This is a genomic window from Burkholderia metallica (assembly GCF_001718555.1).
In the GTDB taxonomy this organism is placed as follows: domain Bacteria; phylum Pseudomonadota; class Gammaproteobacteria; order Burkholderiales; family Burkholderiaceae; genus Burkholderia; species Burkholderia metallica.
Window position 1 is genome coordinate 85,353 of the sequence record NZ_CP013403.1, and the last position, 15,970, is coordinate 101,322.

Annotated in this window: 14 protein-coding genes; 6 read left to right on the forward strand and 8 right to left on the reverse strand. The window is 66.2% G+C overall.

Annotated features, from left to right (window positions below; genetic code table 11):
- Positions 1 to 345: 345 nt before the first annotated feature.
- The 3 genes from WJ16_RS20255 (at position 346) to WJ16_RS20265 (ending at position 5,310) form a co-directional block, all read left to right on the forward strand.
- A complete protein-coding gene (locus WJ16_RS20255) occupies positions 346 to 1,647 on the forward strand; it encodes a dicarboxylate/amino acid:cation symporter (protein ID WP_069258900.1) in 1,302 nt (433 codons plus the stop codon).
- 543 nt (positions 1,648 to 2,190) lie between these two features.
- Positions 2,191 to 4,125: an NHL repeat-containing protein gene (locus WJ16_RS20260; RefSeq protein WP_069258901.1), complete on the forward strand. Its 1,935-nt coding sequence runs from the start codon at positions 2,191 to 2,193 to the stop codon at positions 4,123 to 4,125.
- A 354-nt stretch (positions 4,126 to 4,479) separates the two neighbouring features.
- On the forward strand, positions 4,480 to 5,310 hold the full coding sequence (locus WJ16_RS20265; RefSeq protein WP_069258902.1) for a peptidylprolyl isomerase: 831 nt from the start codon (positions 4,480 to 4,482) through the stop codon (positions 5,308 to 5,310).
- Positions 5,311 to 5,334: 24 nt separating this feature from the next.
- Here the strand turns inward: WJ16_RS20265 and WJ16_RS20270 are convergent, their stop codons facing one another.
- Positions 5,335 to 5,772, reverse strand: coding sequence for a GNAT family N-acetyltransferase (locus WJ16_RS20270; protein ID WP_069258903.1), 438 nt, complete (start codon positions 5,770 to 5,772; stop codon positions 5,335 to 5,337).
- Positions 5,773 to 5,851: 79 nt separating this feature from the next.
- Positions 5,852 to 6,478: an LAPAL motif-containing putative phage structural protein gene (locus tag WJ16_RS20275; RefSeq protein WP_069258904.1), complete on the reverse strand. Its 627-nt coding sequence runs from the start codon at positions 6,476 to 6,478 to the stop codon at positions 5,852 to 5,854.
- A gap of 302 nt (positions 6,479 to 6,780) precedes the next feature.
- Between WJ16_RS20275 and WJ16_RS20280 the strand changes: the two genes are divergently transcribed.
- Together WJ16_RS20280 and WJ16_RS20285 are read left to right on the forward strand one after the other, a co-directional pair.
- A complete protein-coding gene (locus tag WJ16_RS20280) occupies positions 6,781 to 8,073 on the forward strand; it encodes an MASE1 domain-containing protein (protein ID WP_069258905.1) in 1,293 nt (430 codons plus the stop codon).
- A gap of 13 nt (positions 8,074 to 8,086) precedes the next feature.
- Positions 8,087 to 8,902, forward strand: coding sequence for an alpha/beta hydrolase (locus WJ16_RS20285; protein WP_069258906.1), 816 nt, complete (start codon positions 8,087 to 8,089; stop codon positions 8,900 to 8,902).
- Positions 8,903 to 8,986: 84 nt separating this feature from the next.
- Here WJ16_RS20285 and WJ16_RS20290 read toward each other — a convergent pair whose 3' ends face one another.
- Complete coding sequence (locus WJ16_RS20290) at positions 8,987 to 9,601, reverse strand: FMN-dependent NADH-azoreductase (protein WP_069258907.1); 615 nt, start codon at positions 9,599 to 9,601, stop codon at positions 8,987 to 8,989.
- Positions 9,601 to 10,050 (reverse strand): GNAT family N-acetyltransferase, encoded by a 450-nt coding sequence (locus tag WJ16_RS20295; RefSeq protein ID WP_069258908.1) that lies wholly within the window; start codon positions 10,048 to 10,050, stop codon positions 9,601 to 9,603. Before WJ16_RS20295 ends, WJ16_RS20290 begins: the two co-directional genes overlap by 1 nt.
- Positions 10,051 to 10,134: 84 nt before the next feature.
- Here WJ16_RS20295 and pdxR point away from each other — a divergent pair, with 84 nt between their 5' ends.
- Positions 10,135 to 11,547, forward strand: coding sequence for a MocR-like pyridoxine biosynthesis transcription factor PdxR (gene pdxR / locus WJ16_RS20300; RefSeq protein WP_069258909.1), 1,413 nt, complete (start codon positions 10,135 to 10,137; stop codon positions 11,545 to 11,547).
- 183 nt (positions 11,548 to 11,730) lie between these two features.
- On the opposite strand, the gene WJ16_RS20305 is transcribed toward pdxR, so the two are convergent.
- The 4 genes from WJ16_RS20305 to WJ16_RS20320 all read right to left on the reverse strand — a co-directional run bounded on the left by WJ16_RS20305 (position 11,731) and on the right by WJ16_RS20320 (position 15,896).
- On the reverse strand, positions 11,731 to 13,038 hold the full coding sequence (locus WJ16_RS20305) for an MFS transporter (protein WP_069258910.1): 1,308 nt from the start codon (positions 13,036 to 13,038) through the stop codon (positions 11,731 to 11,733).
- Between the two features lie 109 nt (positions 13,039 to 13,147).
- Positions 13,148 to 13,993: an NAD(P)-dependent oxidoreductase gene (locus tag WJ16_RS20310; RefSeq protein WP_069258911.1), complete on the reverse strand. Its 846-nt coding sequence runs from the start codon at positions 13,991 to 13,993 to the stop codon at positions 13,148 to 13,150.
- A 17-nt stretch (positions 13,994 to 14,010) separates the two neighbouring features.
- Positions 14,011 to 15,012 (reverse strand): transketolase family protein, encoded by a 1,002-nt coding sequence (locus WJ16_RS20315; protein ID WP_069258912.1) that lies wholly within the window; start codon positions 15,010 to 15,012, stop codon positions 14,011 to 14,013.
- Positions 15,009 to 15,896, reverse strand: coding sequence for a transketolase (locus tag WJ16_RS20320; RefSeq protein WP_069258913.1), 888 nt, complete (start codon positions 15,894 to 15,896; stop codon positions 15,009 to 15,011). The genes WJ16_RS20315 and WJ16_RS20320 overlap by 4 nt, the downstream gene beginning before the upstream one ends.
- Positions 15,897 to 15,970: the final 74 nt, after the last annotated feature.

The following is a 15,970-nucleotide window of genomic DNA, read 5'->3' on the forward strand; positions in this document are numbered from 1 at the left end:
GGAGGGTGCGGGAACCCGGCGATACGGCGCCTGCACCGGTGCGTGAGCCGTGGCAGGCCCGACACGCGCTGCGGGGCGGCCCGATTGCGCCGCCGACGTCACAGGAAGTGGACGGAATCGCGACAAAACGCGCCATTTCGACGACATCCGGACGCAAATCAACCCGCCGGACTTTCAGATTTGAAAGCCGGGGTGTCATTTGCGTTAGAATGCCCCCCCTTGTCCGCCATGGCGATCGCCAACGGCGGACTTGTCGCACCCAGAGAGACGTGGGTTTCGATTCGTAGCCGGGCGCGAAAGCTGTGCCAGCCGTTAGCAACATACGCTTTGTGATTTGGATTACTAATGAAGAAAAAGCACAACATCACCAAGTACATCGTTGTCGCGATGATGCTTGGTATCGCCGTGGGTTACGCCTGTCATAGCGCGTTTCCCGATCCGAACATGGCGAAGGAGGTCGCCGGCTACGTGTCGCTGCTGTCCGACGTGTTCCTGCGCCTGATCAAGATGATCATCGCGCCGCTGGTATTCGCGACGCTGACCGTCGGGATTGCGCAGATGGGCGACGGCAGCGCTGTGGGCCGGGTCGGCGTGAAGGCGTTCGGCTGGTTCTTCATCGCGTCGTTCACGTCGTTGCTGCTCGGGCTGCTGACCGCCACGATCCTGCAACCGGGCAGCCATCTGAGCCTGCCGCTGCCGGCATCCGATGCGGCGCTCGGCCTGAAGACGGGCGCGTTCACGCTGAAGGATTTCGTGGTCCACCTGGTGCCGAAGTCGATCGCGGAAGCGATGGCGAACAACGAAATCCTGCAGATCGTCGTGTTCTCGATCTTCTTCGGCACCGCGCTGTCGGCGCTCGGCGAATCGGGCAAGCGCCTGACCGGCGTGATCGACGATCTCGCGCAGGTGATGCTGAAGGTGACGGGCGCGGTGATGTGGTTCGCGCCGGTCGCAGTGTTCGCGGCGCTGGCGTCGACGATCACGACCCAGGGGCTCGGCATCCTGCTCACGTTCGCGAAGTTCATGGCGAGCTTCTACCTGGCGCTGGCGCTGCTGTGGGGCGTGCTGACGCTCGCCGGCGTGACGTTCCTCGGCAAGCGCGCGTTCACGCTGATCCGGTTGATCCGCGAGCCGTTCCTGCTGTCGTTCGCGACGGCGAGCTCCGAAGCCGCGTATCCGAAGCTGCTGGACGCGCTCGACCGCTTCGGCGTGAACCGCAAGATCTCGAGCTTCGTGCTGCCGATCGGCTATTCGTTCAACCTCGACGGCTCGATGATGTACTGCACGTTCGCGGTGCTGTTCATCGCGCAGGTGTACGGCATCCATCTGCCGCTGGGCACGCAGATCACGATGCTGCTGATGCTGATGGTGACGTCGAAGGGGATGGCGGGCGTGCCGCGCGCGTCGCTGGTCGTGATTGCGGCGACGCTGAACCAGTTCAACCTGCCCGAAGCCGGGCTGCTGCTGATCATGGGCGTCGACATGTTCCTCGACATGGGGCGCTCGGCCACCAACGCGGTCGGCAACTCGATCGCGGCGGCCGTGGTTGCGAAGTGGGAAGGGCAGCTCGACGATCCGCGCGACGACGATCCGGACAACGGACGCGCGATGCAGGTGAAGGTGCCGGAAACGTCAGCATCGGCATGATGCACGGCGGTGCTGCAGCGCAGCGGTAGCGGTGTGCTGCCCGCCCCGCAGTCGCGGACGATCGCCGGTCTGGATTCGATACGGATTCAGGCCGGCGATTTTTCTTTGGCGAAATGATTCCGCGTTGAATGGGGTGGTTTTCCCCGATTCTCCGAAACCGACGCTCGCCGTTTCGATCGGCCGTCGTTAAACACGCGCCGATATTCCGACAGGCATCGGCCTGATTTTTCCTCTCCCCGCTTCCGCATGTAAGTGACCATTCACTATCGCGCCCTCCCGCGCGCCGTCGACGCGCGCGGGTGCCACGGGCGTCGAACGCAACGTCATCGACGCCAGACCCGGGAAAAGCGCAGCGCCGCGAGCGATCCGCAATTTTTTTCGATTTATATGACGCTATTCTCGCGCTGCGCATTCTCGAATGCATGCTGCACGTCATACCGACTGCGCCGGATGATTCAGGGGAAGAATTTATGCATCGCGGTTTTCAAGTCATCCGGCCGGCCCTTCATTTGAATGTTCGCACCATTCAGGAGAGCATCCGTCATGGGCGCCAGACACCGGTTTCACGCTGCACTGCTCGCCGCGGCGATCGTCGCGATTCCCCCCGCCGTTCACGCAGGCAATACTACCGACTGGCTCGCGAACACGTACGGCACGCTCGCGGCGCACGTCGGCAACGTCGCGCGCGCGATGTGGGTCGCGCCCGAAGGCGTGATCTACACGGCGTCGATGTGGGACGAGGATGAAGGCGGTGTCGCGATCTACCAGAACGGCAAGAGCGTCGGCTCGATCGGCGCGCACTCGGAGTTCCAGGGCAGCGCGATCACGGGCAACGCGACGTCGCTGTTCGTCGCGCTGCAGCCCGGCAAGACCTATGGAAGCGGCGCGGTGGGGCGCTACAACCGCGCGACGAAGTATCGCGATCGCGTGATCCAGGTCAGCGCGGCCACCAACCAGCCGCGCATCGACGTCGTCACCGGGCTTGCGACAGCCGGCACGCTGCTCTATGCGAGCGACTTCTACGGCAATCGCGTGCGCGTGTTCACCACCGACGGCGTGTGGCAGCGCGACATCGGCGTATCCGGGCCGGGTGCCCTCGCGGTGGACGGCGCGGGCAACGTATGGGTCGCGCAGAAAAGCGCGGGCGCGATCGTCGGCTACAGCGCGGCCGGCGCGCTGCTGAACACGATCCGGATGCCGGCCGGGTCGCAGCCGGCGGCGCTGTATGTCGATGCGGCGGCCGGCCAGCTGCTGGTGGGCGACGAAGGCCCCGACCAGAACATCAAGCGCTATTCGATCGCGGGCCGGCCCGCACTCGTCGGCACGTTCGGTGTGCGCGGCGGCTATCTCGACACGACGACGGGCATCAAGGGGCAGGTCGGCGCGCAGCGTTTCACGCGCATCGTCGGGATCGGCAAGGACGCCGGCGGCAATCTCTACGTGCTCAACAATCCGTGGGGCGGCAGCTGGGATCTCGGCCGCAACGGCGCCACCGACATTCATGCGTACAGCAGCACCGGCAGCCTGCGCTGGACGCTGCAGTCGCTGAACTTCGAAGGCATCGCCGCGCCGGACCCGGTGACGGACGGCGCGCTGTTCTACGGCGCCACGCACGTATACCGCGGCGGCGCGGGCGGCACGTTCGTCGCGAACACGGTCGATCCGTTCACGTATCCCGCCGATCCGCGCATCGACATGAACGATACGCAGCGCGACGAGCATTTCGGGCTGCTCACGTCGGTGGGCGCGAACCGGATTCTCGTCGCGGCCGGCCAGAACCCGCCGGTCTTCTACTTCTTCCACTTCAACGCGGCGAACGGCTACATCGCGATCCCGGACGGCTCGATTCCGGGCTCCGCGTTCAACACGACGCGGCGCGTGACGAGCGGCTTCAGCCTCGACAGCCAGGGCGGCGTGTGGGCCGGCCTCGACAAGACCGGCGCGATTACCTACTACCCGCTGACGGGCTTCGATGTGAGCGGCAAGCCGTCGTGGGGGCCGGGCGTCGCGACCCGCGTGCCCGACAGCATCCAGCCGCTCACGCGCATCGTGTATCTCGCGGACAGCGACACGATGGTGCTCGCGCAGGGCGCGCTCGGCAGCAACGACTGGACGTCGATCGGCACGCGCATCGAGGTGTATCACGGCTGGCGCGCGGGCAACACGACGAAGCCCGACCCGGTGATCACGCTGCCGCACAGCGGCGCGAAATCGATCGACGCGGTGGGCAACCATCTGTTCGTCGGCTACTGGTTCAGCAGCAGCGGGCCGCTGTGGCCGAACGTCGACGCGTTCAACCTCACCACCGGCCATCTCGACACCACGCTGGTCAACGCGAGCCCGGCGACCGTCGATACCAGCAGCGCGATCGATGCGATGTACAGCATCCGCGCCTACCGCCGGTCGAACGGCGAGTACGTGGTGATGAAGAACAACGTGAAGGGCAACAGCATCACCGTGTACCGGTGGACGCCCTGACTTCGACGATGGATGCGCGGCCGCCTCGACCTCGGTCGGCGGCCGGGGATGCGTAGCGGTGACGGTGTTCATCGCGATTTCCTCGGTGTTTCCACGGAATTTCCACAGAATTTCCACATCGCGCGTTCGTAATGAGCGGCGTGCGCAATGCGCGCCTCACCGTCCGCCGGGCGGCTGCTCCAACCACACGACGCGGAAAACCGGTTACGGGCACAATGGCAGCGGCATCGGCAGGCACTGCGTGTGCCCAGGACGATGAACCGAATCGACTGAATGGTTGCGCCGGCGCGTTGCCGTGCCGGCGAAGTTGCGCGGCCGCCCATCCCGCGTTTTTTGAGCCGAAGTGACGAAAAAATGAAGACGAAAACGACACCGAACCGCCTGTTGCTGATCGCTGCGCTGGTCGGCGCGCTGAGCGGACCCGCCCACGCAGAGACCGCGGCGACCGTTGCGACGGTCAACGGCACGCCGATCACGCAGGCCGACGTCGATGCGCTGCTGCGCGCGTCCGGGCAACCCGATTCGCCGCAGATCCGCCAGGCGATCAAGAACCAGCTGATCACGCGCGTGCTGGTTCAGCAGGCCGCCGAGAAGGCGAACTATGCGGACCGGCCCGAGGTCAAGGCGGCGGTGCAGCAGGCGAAGGCGAATGCCGAAGTGCAGCTGTACCTGCGCGATAACGTGAAGCCCGAGCCGGTGACCGACGAGCAGGTCAAGGCACGCTACGACGAACTCGTGGCCGCGCTCGGCAAGGACGAGTACAAGCCGCGCGTGATCGTCGTCCAGGACCCGCTGACGGCCGCGACGGTGCTGAGCGAGCTGAAGGCGGGCAAGTCGTTCGATGGGCTGGCGCGCCAGTACAGCATGGCGCCGAGCCGCGATGCCGGCGGCGAGCTGCCGTGGGTGAGCTTCCACACGCCGGCGACGGAAGGCAGGACGTCCGGCTTGCCGCTGCCGATCGCGCAGGCGCTCGAGAAACTGAAGGTCGGCGCGGCGACGAGCGATTCGATCCCGGTCGACGGCGTGCGGGCGATCGTGAAGCTCGATGCGAAGCGGCCGACGCAGGTGCCGGGCTTCGCGACCGCGAAGCCGGCGCTTCAGCAGCAGTTGCAGGCGGCCGCGGTGGAGAAGGCGAGTGCGCAGATGATCGGCAACCTGGTGAAGGACGCAAAGATCACGCAGTAATGCCGCGGCGTCGACGCGCCGGCGTCACGCGCGCCAGATCATCGTCGCGCTCGTTTCGGTTTCCGACGTGACGCGAAAGCCTAAGCGTTCGTAGAGCCGCCGCGCCGGGTTGCCGTGCAGCACGCTGAGCGACACCGGCACGTGCGCGCGTGCCGCGTCGGTCAGCAGCGCGTGCAGCACGGCTGCGCCGATGCCGCGCCCCTGGCATTCGGGAAGGACCTGAATCTGGTGCACATGCCAGTCGTCGGCGGCGCGGGTCACCTTCAGCAAGCCGATTGCTTCATCGCGTTCGCAGACGATCATCGCATCGTCGAAGTGCGCGCGAATGCGCCGATCGTGCGCGTCGTCGTCGGTCGGCGCGCCGATGCGCTGCAGGTGCTCGGTCATCGTGAGCCGGCGCAGCGTCAGCAGAAACGGCAGGTCGGCGGCAGACGCCGCGCGCAGGCGGATTGCAGGTGTCATCGTGCGGGCTCGTTCGTTCGGGATGACCGGCGGGAAGGCCGAACCCCGACGCGCATGATTGCCGATTGCCGGCAGCCGGTCAAAGCCCCGGCAACGGAATCTGCAGCCCGGCCGGGCGATGTTCGAGCACATCCGTGACCTCGTATTCGGTTTTTGCACCGTCCGAGGTTTGCCACTGCTGCATGCGGACATTGCACAGGAGCACGTCGCCCTTGCTGAAGCTGATCTGACTATTGTTCACGCGCGACAGGAAGCCGGCATCCGTGATCGCCGCGTGAATCGTCGACGTGCCGTCGTACAGCCGCCACTTGTTGTCGTCCTTGCATGCAAGCGACACGATCGAGAACGCCATCTTCCGATGCTCGTCGAGGATCGTGACCGCATTCGCGAGCGCCGTGCCTTCGTGGCCGCTCAGCATGTCGCGCATGCGGCCGGGCAGCGAGGTCGCGAGCGTGAAGTCGATACCGAAGCTGCCGGTCTTGAAGCTGCCGCGCACGTTCACCTGCGGCCGGACCTGATTGCCGCACAGCGCGCGGGTGGACGCGTCGAGCAGATCCCCGATGGCAAGCAGCGCGGGCGCGAGTTCGCGCACGTCCATTTCCGACGATTCGAGCGCGGGCCCGTCGTAGGTGGCGCGAAATCGGCTCATGGCGCCGAGGGGACCGATGTCGGCCGGGCCGGGACGGTTTTCATGGTGGGTGGTCATGTGGAAAGTGGGCCGATGACGTCGACGATACCTGAAGCGGATACTTTCGGATGTCTTTCATGCTAGATGCGATTCACCGGCCGCGGATGATTTTGGCCATCCGACCAGCACGACGTTCCGACGTGTCCCGGCCGTACCGGGCGCGCACCGAACTTTTCCGATATTTCCCCGGTCACAACCAGCCAGCTGGCGGGCGTGCCGCACGCGCTTGCAGCCCCCGGTATTCCCCGGCCCGCCCCGTCCGCCTATCATTCGCACATCGCGCACCTGCCCACCGCAGGCGCAGCACACAGGGATTCTCGATGGACACCAAACGATCGCGGCCCGGCCTCGTCGCCGCGCTGCTCTGGGCGGCGCTGTATCTCGCGACCGGCTACATCTCGCACGAGTTCAACGGCCCCGTCCGGCTGACGGGCTACATCTGGCTGCCGGCCGGCGTGACGGTCGGCGCGTTCATGCTGCGGCCGATGCGCGAATGGCCGATGCTGGCCGCCGCGTTCCTGGCCGGGCAGCTCGCGCTGACCGGCATTGAACACGGCAGCCTCGTCAACGCGGTGCTGTTCACGCTCGACGAAGTCGGCGCGGCCGCTCTTGCGGTGTGGCTCGTCCAGCGCGTGCGCTTTTCGCTCGAAGGGCTGTACTTCCTGCGCTCGGTGATCCTCGCCGGCCTGATCGCGGGCGTGGTCGGCGCGATCGGCGGCGCGGCGTGGTACACGGTGGTCAAGGGCGCGCCGTTCTTCGACGTGTGGTCGGTGTGGGCCGCGTCCGATTTCGTCGGCGTGCTGCTGGTCACGCCGGTGCTCGCGTCATGGTCGCGCTTTCGCGCGCACCGTTCGGGCGACCACGAGCGCTTCGACCTCGTGCTCGGCCTGGTGTCGTTCGTGCTGCTCGCCGTCGTCGCGCTGGTGATCTTCGACGGCGACACGTCGCGGAAATTCGGCACCGGCGCCGGCTTCGCGCTCACCTATATCCCGCTGTTCCTCACCGTCGCGGTGACGCTGCTGCTCGGCGGCCGCGCGGGCTCGTCGTCGGTGCTGGTGCTCGCGCTGATCGTGATCGAGCAGACCGCGCAGGGCGACGGCCCGTTCTCGTCGTTCCACGAGCACTACGGCAGCGCGCTGCTCGAAGCGCAACTCTATCTGGCGGTCGCGTCGCTGCTGGTGCTGACGGTGAGCACGCTGAAGACCACGCGCGAACGCGTGCACGAGCATGCGGCGGTGCTCCGGAACAACATGGAACTCGCGCTCGCGAGCGCCGGCCAGATCGCGTACGTGCTCGATCCGGCGTCGGGCTGGATCGAGTGGAGCGGCGACGTCGAGCGCGTGTTCGGCGTCGGCGTCGACGCGTCGCAGATCGCGAGCGTGCCGCTCGTGCTCGAACGCGTGCAGCCGGGCGACCGCGATGCGCTGCGCGACTACTGGAATGCGGAGATCGCGGGCGAGGATCGCGCGTCGCTGTCGCTGCGTGTCGTGCAGCGCGACGGCGGCACGCAGACGATCACCGATCACGGTGCGCCGCTGCTCGATTCGAACGTCGACGTGACGGTGGTGGCGGGCGTCTGGCAGCTCGAACGCGTGTGGCCGGCGGACGAATGAGCGCAGACGCATCATGACGGCCCGCACGGGCGTGCTGCTGATCCATGGGCTCGGCGGCACGCAATACGATCTCGGTTCGCTGCACAAGGCGATGCGGCGCGCGGGCGCCGATACCCACATGATCACGCTGCCGGGGCACGGCACGCAGCCGGAGGATCTGGTCGGCGTGCGCGCCGAGGCGTGGCTCGACGCGGTGACCGAGCAGTATCGCGCGCTGGAGAACGAATACGACACGCTGCATGTCGCGGGCATGTGCATGGGGGCGCTGGTCGCGCTGCTGCTGTGCCATCGCGTGCAGCATGCACGCGGCCGGCTCGCGCTGCTGGCCGCGCCGGTGTTCATCGACGGCTGGTCGACGCCGTGGTATCGGGCGTTGCGCCACGTGCTGTACCGCGTGCCGGGTGTCGCGGAGCGGATGCGCGTCGAGGAAGGCGATCCGTTCGGCATCAAGAACGCGACGATCCGCGCGATCGTGAAGAAGAAGTTCGAGCGCGAGGACGGTTTCCACTATGCGTGGGTGCCGCTCGCGTGCGTGCGGCAGGTCGACCGGATGCGCGGCTGGGCGCGCGACGCCGCGGCCGGCACGCCGTGCCCGACGCTCGTGCTGCATGCGCGCGAGGACGAACTGACGAGCCTGCGCTCGGCCGATTTCCTGCTCGCGAAGATGCCCGACGCACGCGGGATCGTGCTGGAGAACAGCTACCACATGATCTGTGCGGACAACGATCGCGACGACGTCGCGCGCCACGTGCTCGCATTCTTCGGGTTCGATCCGGTGCATGCGGTGAGCCCGGCGATGGCGCGCAGGATGGGGCGGGAGGCGTCGTGACGGTGACGCGCCCTGCTCGGGATGCCCGATCGGCCTCCGTCGGCCTCCGTCGGTAACGCATGCGAACGCCGGAGTCCGGCGAATTCAGGCCGGTTCCGTCGCGCGTCGAGCCAACAGGGTCGACGCGGCCAACTGGTCACGTGCCGCCTCGATCGCTGCTTCGTGCGGCGCAATGCCTTCGAGGTAGATGAAATCGACGGTCGAGAGGCCGATGACGGCCAGCACCTGCTTCAGATACGGCGTCAGGAAATCGGGCTGCCGTGCCGCTGGCCCCGTGCAGATGCCGCCGGAGCGTACCAGCACGAGCACGGGGCGATCGGCTAGCAGTCCGAACTTGCCTTCGGGCGTGGCCGTGAACGTGCGGCCGATACGCAGCACGAAATCGATCCACAGCTTCAGCGCGGCCGGTACCGTGAAGTTGTGCATCGGCGTGCTGATCAACACGCCGTCGCTCTGTTCCACTTCCGCGATCAGTTGTTCGGAGTACGCCAGCGCGGGATCGGAATCCGGCTGCCGCGCGACCACCGCATGCGCATAGTCGGCCGATAGCGACGGCAACCCGGGTTGACCGAGGCGGCGCGACACGACACGTGCGTGGGGGTGGGTCGCCTGCCAGTGCGCGATCGCTTCGTGCGCAAGGCGTGCGCCCTGCGAATGGCTGCCATGCGGACTGGCGTCGACAAAAAGAAGGTTGTTCATCAAAGCGCCTGTAGAGACTGGCTGAAATGCATGCCGCGGGACAACAGCCCCTGGCGGAAATAGAAACGTTGCGCGAGCGCGTTGGACAGGCCGGTATCCAGTACCAGGTGCCGGCAGCCGTGTTGCCGCGCGTCGTCGCGCACCGCATCGAGCAGCCGCTCGCCCAGCCGTTGACTGCGCGCGTGCTCGGTGGCGACCAGATCGTCGACATAGACGAAGCGGCCGTACAGCGTGTTTTCGACGTGACGGTATCCGGCCAGCGCGAGGACTGCACCGTCCGGGCTGCCGTGCCGCGCGGTCAGCAGGACATAACCCTGTTCGGACTGGCGGTGCATCTGCCGCACGAACGCATCGGAATCGGTCAGGTGCGGGCGCAGCTCGCGCATCACGTCGAACGCCGACCGGTAATCGTTGTCCGTCACGGCGCGTTTCAAATGGATCTCCGGCATCTCGATTGCTCCACGGTAACGTCGTTACTGTACAAAGCGGATGGCGTATCCTGAAGGTCCAAAAAGTGACTATTTGACTGGGACATGAACTTCGACGATCTGATGCCGGACCGTCATCTCGACATGCCGGTCTATCGGCAGCTGGTCCGGCGCTTTCGCGATGCGATCGAGACCGGCAGGCTGGCGCCGGGCAAGCGCGTGCCGTCGGTACGGAGCCTGGCCAGCGAACTCAACCTGGCACGGGGCACCGTCGAGGCGGCTTATCAGATCCTGATCGGCGAAGGGTATCTGGTCGCACGCGGGCCGGCCGGCACCGTCGTGTCGCCGCAGTTGCCGCGTGGCCGCGCGCCGCGCGCCACCGCGCCCGGGCCGGACGAGCCGCCGCGCGGCGATCCGGCGGCGAGCGGGCCGAAACCGTTTCAGATGGGCATTCCCGCGCTCGATGCGTTTCCGCGCATGCCGTGGATACGGCTGACCGGGCGTCATGTGCGGGAGATGGCGGTGCCGTCGCTGGACTCTTCGCCGCCCCAGGGGCATGCCGCGCTGAGGCGTGCGCTGTCCGCCTATCTCGGCGTGTCGCGCGGCATCGACTGCGCGCCGGCGCAGATCTTCATCACCGCGGGGTATCGCGGTGCGCTGGATCTGATCTGCCGGACCCTGCTGCGCCCGGGCGACACCGGCTGGTTCGAGGACCCGGGCTATATCCATGCACGCCGCGTGCTCGAGCACGCGGGGATGCGGCTCCTGTCGGTGCCGGTCGACGACGACGGCCTGTGCGTGGAAGCGGGGCGACGCCGTGCGGACGACGCGCGTTTTGCCGTGGTGACCCCGACCCATCAAAGCCCGCTCGGTGTCGCGCTGTCGCTGCCGAGACGCCTCGCGTTGCTCGACTGGGCCCGTCGGCAGCGGGCCTGGATCGTCGAGGACGATTACGACAGCGAGTTCCGTTACCACGGCCGCCCGCTGCCCGCGCTCAAAAGCCTGGATCGCCACCACCGCGTGCTCTACACCGGATCGTTCAGCAAGGTGCTGTATTCGGGCTTGCGGCTGGGCTATCTCGTCGTTCCCGACGGGCAGGTCGACGCTTTCCGCGAGACTGCCGGCTGGCTCGGCGGAAGCGGCCAGATGCTGATGCAATCCGTCGTCGCCGACTTCATGGAGCAAGGGCACTTCGCACGCCACCTGAAGAAAATGCGCACGCTCTACGCCACGCGCCGCGCGTGGCTGATCGATGCGCTGGTCAAGGTCTTCGGCGATACGCTGCACATTCCGCCCCGCGCGGGCGGCCTGCATGTCACCGCCTACTGGCGCACGACGGTCGACGATCGTGCCGTCGCACGCATGGCCGACCTGCAGGGGTTTGCGATCCAGCCGCTGAACGACTGGAGCCCGGGCGGACGGATGCCGCCCGCGATGCTGCTCGGCTTCACGAACCTGACGTCGGCGCAGCAGGCATTGACCCAGGTTCGGCGCCTGCACCGGCTCATTCGCGCGTGAGCCAAGGGTGGCGGATCACGCACCCGTCGGGCGCGGGAGTCCGTGCGACGGGTGCCACGGCTTTGTGACCGTGCGACCAAACGACCGCGACTGCGCTGTATAGGCTCCCGAACAGTTGTCGGGGCATGAAACGTCAAGCCCGCCGTCAAGCGGGCTCAACGATCCTCGGTCGAAACAGCCCGCCTATGCGGCAAATCGGCGCTCGGTCGTTGCAGCGGCCGTCTTTCTCTCGACAACGGCTGGCGCAGTTTCCTTCATCGCCAGTGCGCAGCAGGCGGACACGATGCCCAGCGACGAGAACATGAGCGCAGGCCCGATCCATCCGAACGCGCCGTACATGAAGGTCGCGACGATCGGCAGCAATCCCGCGACGACCGACGCGCCGTTGTAGCCCAGCGAAATGCCCGACGAGCGCACGTTGGCCGGAAACTGCTCGGAGAACCAGCTTGCCTCGACGGCGAAGATCGGATCGTGGCTGAACAACAGCGACAACGCGATTGCGACGATCACCATCATCACCGCGCCGGTGTTGATGAGCATGAACATCGGCACACCGAAGACGATCGTGAACAGCGCACCCATCATGAACACGGGGCGCCGGCCGATCTTGTCGCTCAATGCGCCATAAATCAGATGGCTCGCGAGCCCGAGTGCAGAACCGATCAGCGTGCCCCACAGGATGTGCCGTGTCGTCGACACATGCGCGAGCGCCACATACGACAGCATGAAGCTCGTCGTGATGTAGTAGCCGCCGGTTTCCGCCATGCGCAGGCCGATGATTTTCAGAATGCTGCGCCAGTCGCTCTTGATCACTTCCAGCGCGGGTTGCTTCATCACCTTGTTCTCGGCCTTCACCGCTTCGAATTCAGGGGATTCCGACACGCTCATCCGGATGAAGATGCCGATCGCGACCATCACGAACGACAACAGAAACGGCGTGCGCCAGACCCAGTCGCCTTCGAGCAATGCGCCGGACAGCAGAAACGCGCCATTGGCCAGCAGCAGGCCGAGCGGGATGCCGAGTTGCGGCACCGCGCCGAAGAAGCCGCGGCGCTTCTCGGGTGCGTGCTCGCACGCCATCAGCACGGCGCCGCCCCATTCCGCACCAAAGCCGATGCCTTGCACCATGCGCAGGAGGATGAGCAGGATGGGGGCGACGACGCCCGCTTGCGCGTAGGTCGGCAACGCACCAATCAGCACGGTTGCGCCGCCCATTGCAATCAGCGACCAGAACAACACCGACTTGCGGCCGATGCGGTCGCCATAGTGTCCGGCAAGATAGCCGCCGAGTGGACGCATGAGGAAACCGACGGCGAGCGTCGCGAACGCCGCCATGATCCCGACGATGGGCTCGTTCGTGTGGAAGAAGATCTTGCCGAACCACGCTGCGGCAGCCGTCCCGTAGATGAAGAAGTCGTAGCTCTCGACCGCCGACCCGATCATCGACGCCACCGCGACTTTGACCGCACGGCCTTGCTTGTGTGTACTCATGGATTTCGTCTCCTGTATCTTTGCGGCCGTCTTTCCTTTGCAGGGCGGCCGGGTCGCGTTACGCTTCTACGTGCGCTTCACACGAAGTGGAAGCTGAACGGTGCAGCGTTCAGTGCCAGGTTTCGATCACGCGGCTGTCGTCGCGCAGGCCGAGCCCGTCGTTTGCCGCTTTTTTGTATCGTGCGTTCGCGATCGAGAGCAGCGGAACATCCGCGTTGCAGGATCGAGCGGCAGCCGCCACGAGATCGCTGTCTTTCACGAAAATGTTGATCGAACTCGTCACGGTCACGTCGGTGCCTTGCAGCATGCGGGGGCCGCGGTCCGACAGCATCCACGAGCCGGCCGCGCCTTTTTCGACCAGTTCGAGCACCGCAGCCGGGTCCAGCCCGAGCGCGCGCGCGAGGCTGAGCGCTTCGGCGGCGGCGACGATATGAACGGAGCAGAGATGCTGATTGACCACCTTGATTGCCTGACCGTCGCCGAGCTTCGAGCCGGTGATGCGCACGCTGCCCATCGCTTCGAGCACCGGGCGCACCGCGTCGATGTCCGCCCGCTCGCCCGACGCGAAGATGACCAGTTCACCGGTCCGCGCGCGGGCCGTGCCGCCGGTAACGGGCGCATCCACGACACGGGCGCCTGCCGCGATCAGGCGCTGGCCGTGTTCTCGCACGGCATCCGGGCCCACCGTCGACATCACGACCCACGTCTGACCTTCCACCGCCTTGCCGACGCTGTCGACGAGGGCGGCCAATTGCTCGGGCGTCGCGACCATTGCGACGACGACCTGAGCCGTCGGGGCCGCGGTGAAGCTTTCCACCGCCGCAAGGCCGCTGTCCTGGGCAAGTTCACGGGCGCGGCTGGAAAGATCGACGCCGGTGACGGTGTGTCCCGCCCGCTGCACCTGGAGGGCCATCGGCAAGCCGATCGCGCCTATCCCGATAAATGTCACGTTCATTGTCCTGGCTCCCTGGATTACTTCAGCCACGTCTTGATGCTCTCGACGATCGACGTGGTCGAGATGCCGTAGCGGTCGTGCAGCGTCGGCAGTGCGCCCGCGTCGAGAAACGCGTCGGGAAGGCCGATGTGACGAAACTCGGGCAATACCCGGTGGCGCACGAGCGCACTCGTCACCGCATCGCCCAGCCCGCCGATCACGCTGTGATTCTCCGCGACGATGACGAGACGCCCGTCTTTCCTGCATTGCTCGATGAGGGTCGCTTCGTCCAGCGGCTTGATCGTCGGCACGTGCAATACGCCCACGCTTGCCGAGCCGTCGTCGAGCGCCTGCGCCGCTTCCAGCGCGCGCATGGTCATGATCCCGGACGAGATGATGAGCACGTCTTTCCCGTCGCGCAGCATCTTGGCCTTGCCGAGCTCGAAGGTGTAGTCGTAGTCGTCCAGCACGGCAGGGACCTTGCCGCGCAACAGACGCATGTAGACCGGGCCGTGGTGCGCGGCGATCGCGGCGACCGCCTGCTCGGTGTCGAGCGCGTCACAGGGATCGATGACCGTCATGCCGGGGATCGCCCGCATCAGCGCCAGGTCTTCCGTCGCCTGGTGGCTCGGGCCATAACCGGTCGTGAGGCCGGGCAGCGCCGCGCAGATCTTCACGTTGAGGTTTTCCTCGGCGATGATCTGATGGATGAAGTCGTACGCGCGCCGTGTCGCGAACACCGCGTAGGTCGTCGCGAACGGAATGAAGCCTTCCTTGGCCATTCCACCGGCCGCGCCCATCAGAAGCTGCTCGGCCATTCCCATCTGAAAGTGCCGCTCGGGGAACGCCTGATTGAAGATGTGCAGGTCCGTGTACTTCGACAAGTCGGCGGTCATGCCGACGATATTTTGCCGTTTCTCCGCTTCGGCGACCAACGCATGTCCGAACGGGGCGGAGCGTGTCTTCTGGCCTTCCGATGCAATCGACGCGATCATCGCCGACGTGGTCAGGCGGGGTTTCTTCTCAGCGACGGCGCTCATGCGTTGTCTCCTTGCTTGCTGTGCAGGTGGTTCTGGTCGAGCACGGCGATCGCTTGTTGCCACTCTTCTGCGTCGACACGGATGAAGTGATTCTTTTCGCGGGTTTCGAGAAAGGGCACGCCTTTGCCCATCAGGGTGTCGAGCAGAATGACACGCGGCTTCGCTTCCTTGAGCGCACGGGCGCGGTCGAACGCTTCGACGAGCGCGGGCAGATCGTTGCCGTTTGCGCGCTCGACGTGCCAGCCGAACGCAGCCCACTTGTCGGCGAGCGGCTCGAAGCCGAGCACGTCGTGCGACGGGCCGTCGGCTTGCTGGCGGTTGATGTCGACCATCACGACGAGATTGCCGAGGCCGTGATGAGCGGCCGACAGCGCGGCTTCCCAGGTGGCGCCTTCATCGAGCTCGCCGTCCGACATCGAGTTGTAGACGAAGGCCGGATTGCCTTTGAGACGCAGGCCCAGCGCCATGCCGACCGCGATGGTCAGGCCCTGGCCGAGTGAGCCGCCCGAAATCTCCATGCCGGGGGTGTAGGTCGCCATCCCCGACATCGGCAGACGGCTGTCGTCGGACCCGTACGTCTCCAGCTCTTCGGGCGGGATCACGCCGGCTTCGATGAGCGCGGCGTAGAGCGCGATCGCATAGTGGCCGTGCGAGAGCAGGAACCGGTCACGGCCTTCCCATTCGGGATCGTCGGGCCGGGTGTTCATCGCGTGGCACCAGGTCACGGCAAGGGCGTCGGCCAGCCCGAGGGCCTGACCGATATAGCCCTGGCCTTGCACCTCGCCCATGCGCAGCGCGTAGCGTCGGATGCGATACGCGTGATCGGCGAGGTTCGCCAGCAGTGTGGAGTCGGCCTGCGGCTCGAGCTCAGTCGTCGTTGTCATGGCTTTTCCTGCGGAAGAGGGGATCGTCGACCTCGACAACCGTCGACGGCTGAAGGTGTCTCCTGTTCAGCAAT

Coding starts and splice junctions, on each gene's coding strand:
- WJ16_RS20315 (WP_069258912.1), bottom strand. CDS start 15,012: ATGAGCGCCGTCGCTGAGAAGAAACCCCGCCTGACCACGTCGGCGATG.
- WJ16_RS20255 (WP_069258900.1), top strand. CDS start 346: ATGAAGAAAAAGCACAACATCACCAAGTACATCGTTGTCGCGATGATG.
- WJ16_RS20285 (WP_069258906.1), top strand. CDS start 8,087: ATGACGGCCCGCACGGGCGTGCTGCTGATCCATGGGCTCGGCGGCACG.
- pdxR (WP_069258909.1), top strand. CDS start 10,135: ATGAACTTCGACGATCTGATGCCGGACCGTCATCTCGACATGCCGGTC.
- WJ16_RS20310 (WP_069258911.1), bottom strand. CDS start 13,993: ATGAACGTGACATTTATCGGGATAGGCGCGATCGGCTTGCCGATGGCC.
- WJ16_RS20320 (WP_069258913.1), bottom strand. CDS start 15,896: ATGACAACGACGACTGAGCTCGAGCCGCAGGCCGACTCCACACTGCTG.
- WJ16_RS20280 (WP_069258905.1), top strand. CDS start 6,781: ATGGACACCAAACGATCGCGGCCCGGCCTCGTCGCCGCGCTGCTCTGG.
- WJ16_RS20275 (WP_069258904.1), bottom strand. CDS start 6,478: ATGACCACCCACCATGAAAACCGTCCCGGCCCGGCCGACATCGGTCCC.
- WJ16_RS20270 (WP_069258903.1), bottom strand. CDS start 5,772: ATGACACCTGCAATCCGCCTGCGCGCGGCGTCTGCCGCCGACCTGCCG.
- WJ16_RS20305 (WP_069258910.1), bottom strand. CDS start 13,038: ATGAGTACACACAAGCAAGGCCGTGCGGTCAAAGTCGCGGTGGCGTCG.
- WJ16_RS20295 (WP_069258908.1), bottom strand. CDS start 10,050: ATGCCGGAGATCCATTTGAAACGCGCCGTGACGGACAACGATTACCGG.
- WJ16_RS20265 (WP_069258902.1), top strand. CDS start 4,480: ATGAAGACGAAAACGACACCGAACCGCCTGTTGCTGATCGCTGCGCTG.
- WJ16_RS20260 (WP_069258901.1), top strand. CDS start 2,191: ATGGGCGCCAGACACCGGTTTCACGCTGCACTGCTCGCCGCGGCGATC.
- WJ16_RS20290 (WP_069258907.1), bottom strand. CDS start 9,601: ATGAACAACCTTCTTTTTGTCGACGCCAGTCCGCATGGCAGCCATTCG.